This is a genomic window from Pedobacter sp. (assembly GCF_045628745.1).
Taxonomy (GTDB): domain Bacteria; phylum Bacteroidota; class Bacteroidia; order Sphingobacteriales; family Sphingobacteriaceae; genus Pedobacter.
On record NZ_JAZQPU010000491.1, the window covers coordinates 1 to 3,372 of the forward strand.

A 3,372-nucleotide genomic window follows, 5' to 3' on the forward strand; every position below is an offset into this window, starting at 1 on the left:
ATGGGTAGGTATTGAAGGTGCCCCTAAAACAGGAACTTTCACCATTGACGCACCAATTTTAAATAACAAGATTGGAATTGGATTTCAATTGATCAGTGATAAATTAGGCCAAACCCAAACCACAGCTGGGGTGATGAGTGCTGCTTACAGAATAAAAATGGATATAGGAACTTTAAGTTTCGGTCTACAAGGAAACGTGAGCCAATATAAAGTCAACCTAAGGGATATTAACTTGGGTTCAACGGCGCCTTATGACCCTGCTTTTGCAACCAATATCAATAAAATGCTTTTCAATTTCGGTACTGGAGTATATTATAATTCTGATAAGCTTTACATAGGTTTGGCAGCCCAGGATTTATTGCCGAATAATTTGTCTGCAGACAATTCAGCCGGTGAGAAATTAAGTGGCGAGCAGGCGCTGCATGTATTCTTATCAGCTGGTTATGTATTTCCCTTAGATGAAGATTTCAAACTTAAACCTTCCTTTCTGATTAAAGGCGTAAAAGGGGCACCAATTGAGGCAGATGTAAATGCAACATTATGGATCAAGGATGTCATTGGCATCGGAGCCCAATACCGAACAGATGCTGATGTAGCTGCTTTGGTTGAGATTCAAGCCACTCCCCAGATCAGAATTGGCTATAGCTATGACCATAGTACCACAAGTTTGCGAAATTTTAATTCTGGAAGCCATGAAATTATGCTCCGTTATGAATTTGGCTTTGCTAAAGGCAAAACCCTCTCTCCAAGATATTTTTAATAATGATGATGAAAATATTTAAATATAAAGTACGCTTTTTACTTTTTCTCTCCTGCTTGTTTTCAGTAAATGCAGATGCACAGAGGCAAGCTGACCAAACACCTGAGCTAAAAAAAGCCAGTCGTGAATATACTTCGCTTCATTATCCGGAAGCGATCAGACAACTGAAGCTTATTCTCTTAAAAACACCCAATAACATCCAGGCACAGGAAATGCTTGCAGAAAGCTACCGCTTAATTAAAGATTATGAGCTTGCTTTACAGGAATACCAAAAATTAACTCAACATATTCCTGTTAAGCCAGTTTGGGCCTTACACTATGCAGAGATCCTGGCTAATAACCAACATTATGAGAGTTCTGAAGGTTGGTATAGGAAATACCTTACATTGGTGCCAGCAGATAAAAGAGCCGGTGCCTTTGCCAGAACAAACACCAGTACTTTCAACAAGAATAAAGGGAACTGGGTGGTTAATTTTATCAATATAAACACACAAAGCGCCGAATACGCTCCTGCTTTTTATAAGGATGGTCTTTTATTTAGCAGTAACAGACCTACAGGATCTTTAACAAAACAAGTGTACCTATGGGATCATAGTCCTTTCACTAATTTATATCTCCTTAAATCGCTGAAAGAGATCAATGTTATTAACCCCGATAGTCTTCTCACCTTAGCCAAGAACAAAAAAGGTCATCAATTTAAATTTAATGATGATGATACTGCACCAACAAGCAATGACACTAAAAACTTAGGAAGTTACACTTTATCCATTCAAAAAGATACGCTTCATGCACTGCTAAAAAAAAATGTGCATCCGTTTTTGCTTTCTGGAAAGGTGAATACCAAATATCATGAAGCTGCTGCTGCCATGTTCCCAGACGGCTCTATCATATTCACCCGGAATAACCATTTTAATGGTCGTACACAAACCAGTTTAGATGGTATCAACAAGCTTAAATTATTCACAGCAACGGGTAACCATTTAGCTAAGTTAACAGAATTTCCCTTTAACAGTAATGAGTATTCAAATGGTCATCCTACGCTTAATGCGGATGGTACCATTTTAGTCTTTGCATCTGATATGCCAGGCGGCTATGGAGGTACAGATCTCTATTATTGTGTACGTTCTGGCCAGGGACAATGGACAAAACCTGTTAACCTGGGCAAACAAATAAATACGGAAGGCAATGAAATGTTCCCTTTCCTTGATAGGAAAGGTTTTCTTTATTTTGCATCTACAGGTCACGCAGGCTTGGGTGGATTAGATATCTTCGAAGTTGAACTCAAGGAAATGAAACCCCGCACTGCACCAAAAAATATGGGCTACCCTATAAATTCAGCTAAAGATGATTTTAGTTTAATTAAAAGTGAAGATGGGAGACTAGGATTCTTCAGTTCTAACAGAAGAGGTAACGACGATATTTACCAATTTAATCGCGCATTTCAACTAATTATCCTTGAAGGAACCGTTACTGATGCCATCACCAGAATTCCCTTGATAAACACTAAAATTTATATGCGTCATCAAGATGGGACAGACACTCTTCAAACAGATGCTAACGGGAAATATAAAAGAGAATTACCTTTAGAAATGGATTATGAATTGCGAGCTAACCGTCCGGGATACATAGATAAGTTAAGCTTTGTCACTTCGCAAGGTATTACCGTAGATTCTGTTATCCGGAGGGATATAAAATTAGATCGCATGCAAGCTCAGCAGCAAATAGTGTTGAAAAACTGCGACTCTTTAAAAAAGGTATTTGCTGTCAAAAATATCTATTATGATTTAGATCGAGCTGAAATAAGGTCAGATGCCATTCCTGCTTTAGAGGAACTTGTTTACTTGATGAAAAAACATCCTGAGATAAGTATCATTACGTCCAGTCATTGTGATAGTCGCGCTTCTAACGAGTACAACAGAAACCTTTCTCTACGGAGAGGAGCCAACGCAAAGGCATACCTTATGACTAAAGGCATTGCTGCTCAAAGAATCAGTGTGGAATACTATGGTAAAACCAGGTTGGTTAACCGATGCTTTGATGATATTCCTTGTTCTGAAGAAGATCAACAACTTAACCGGCGTACCGAGTTCGATGTCATCCTTAAAGGAATCAATCTTACCCAATTAAAATGTTATTAAAAGTAAAATGGCTTAGATTTTATCTAAGCCATTTTACATATAAAACCGTAATCTCTCCTGTGGCAAGTTCCTAATGGAGGTTTCTATACTTTTTCTTTCTGAACCATTGCAGGAAAAGTCTTCATGATAATTTTAACATCAAGCCAAAAAGAATATTTCTGCGCATAAAAATTATCCAACTTTTTCCTTTCCCTCTCAGACATATCTTCTCTTCCCCTTCTGCTCACCTGCCATAAACCAGTCAAGCCTGCAGGGCCTAAAAAACGCATGCTCCATTCATTTGAAGTAAGCGTTTCAGCTTCATATAAAGGAAGTGGACGGTTGCCTACCAAAGACATGTCTCCTTTGAAAACATTATACAACTGGGGTAACTCATCTATGCTGTATTTTCGGATAAAAGCACCAATCTTGGTAACCCTTGGGTCATTCTTTAATTTAACAAATGTTGTTTGACCGCCCTCAGTTTTATCATAT

Annotated in this window: 3 protein-coding genes; 2 read left to right on the plus strand and 1 reads right to left on the minus strand. The window is 38.3% G+C overall.

Annotated elements, in window-relative coordinates:
- Positions 1-760 (plus strand): PorP/SprF family type IX secretion system membrane protein (locus ACR2F7_RS17915; protein WP_432714900.1); only part of this gene is annotated, 760 nt, incomplete at its 5' end.
- Between the two features lie 2 nt (positions 761-762).
- Entirely contained in the window at positions 763-2,898 is a 2,136-nt protein-coding gene (locus ACR2F7_RS17920; protein ID WP_432714901.1) for an OmpA family protein, read from the plus strand.
- Between the two features lie 83 nt (positions 2,899-2,981).
- Here ACR2F7_RS17920 and ACR2F7_RS17925 read toward each other — a convergent pair.
- Positions 2,982-3,372: sugar transferase (locus ACR2F7_RS17925; protein WP_432714902.1), on the minus strand; the 391-nt coding region annotated here is incomplete at its 5' end.

Excerpts from the sequence above, each read along its gene's own strand:
- ACR2F7_RS17920 (WP_432714901.1), top strand. The coding sequence starts at position 763 with ATGATGATGAAAATATTTAAATATAAAGTACGCTTTTTACTTTTTCTC.